This window comes from Oleiphilus sp. HI0132 (assembly GCF_001635845.1).
Genome location: NZ_LWGJ01000350.1, coordinates 1 through 1,259, shown reverse-complemented (window position 1 = coordinate 1,259; position 1,259 = coordinate 1). Strand labels below are relative to the sequence as shown.

At 43.4% G+C, this 1,259-nt stretch carries 1 protein-coding gene; it reads right to left on the bottom strand.

What is annotated here, in order from left to right; all coding sequences use genetic code 11:
* Positions 1 to 1,210: SDR family NAD(P)-dependent oxidoreductase (locus A3766_RS04320; RefSeq protein ID WP_068641766.1), on the bottom strand; the 1,210-nt coding region annotated here is incomplete at its 3' end.
* Positions 1,211 to 1,259: the final 49 nt, after the last annotated feature.

The following is a 1,259-nucleotide window of genomic DNA, read 5'->3' as shown; positions in this document are numbered from 1 at the left end:
GAAGGCCCTGGTCGGCGGTGTGTTGGCTCATCGCTTCAACATAAGAGGCTATTCCGGCTTTAGAGCAGGCGTAATTACTTTGTCCGAAGTTACCTGCAATCCCGGAAATAGAAGATATACAGATGATGCGTGCATTGTTAGCAAGTAGCTTCTTTTCTATTAGCGCACGATTGATATCCAGCACCCTGGACAAGTTGATGTTTATCACTTGATCCCAAAAGTGCTCTGGCATGTTAGCAATAGTCTTGTCGCGAGTAATGCCAGCGTTATGAACAATGATATCTATTACGCCGAGTTGCGCACCAATAGTATTGCATATAGAGTCGACCGAGCTTTCTGCGCTTAAATCCAATGCAACACTGTGTCCAGAAATCTCTTTAGCGAGAGCTTGTGTAGCACTTTCATTGGCAGGTATATCCAGGCAGACGACTGTTGCACCATCGCGCGCTAATGTTTTTGCGGTGTGATAGCCAATCCCCTGAGCAGCTCCAGTTACAAGAGCAGTTTTGCCGAGTAGTGGCTTAGCCTGGTCTGTTCTTTTCTGCTTGGTTGCTTTGTTGCAAAGCTGAATAGATTGTCCGCTTATGTAGGCTGACTTGGGCGAAAGGAAAAACCTGAGAGAGCTGTCTAGATATTTCTGAGCGCCTTTTTCCAGGTAAATAACATTGCTGGTGATCCCTTTTTTACCACACTCTTTAGCTAGCGATTTTGCAAACCCTATTAAGGAGCCTTGCAAAGAAGCGCTTTCCGGTGATTCAAGTTGCGAAGGTGATTGCCCAATAATGACAAAGCGTCCATTAATACTAATTTTCTTAACGGAACGAGTAAAGACGCTGTACAATTGCTTCAGTTCTTGGCTTGTTTTTATTCCCGTCGCATCAAAAACTAAAGCTTTAAACTTTTGATCTTCAAGGTTGTCGATCTGAATTTCTGTACATTTAGCTTTATAACTCGTAGGTGCGGCCGATAAGTTTAGTGTCTCGGTATTAGAGCGTGCACTAAACAGGGTAATGTTGTCGGAGTCGAGAGCCTTAAATACACTATTAGTCGCAAAATTATGCTTAGTCGCGGCAAGCAGGATTTTACCGCTAATATTATATAAGCTTTCATGTTCGCTACGAGCAAGATTAAGAGGTTTGGGCAAGTTCAAAGCTTGGATGATTGGCTGTGTATACTGAGAGTTCGCAAGCTTTAGATATAGATCACTCATGTCGACTTTTTACCCTTTAAAAAATAACAATAGAGCCTCGTGCGCGGCA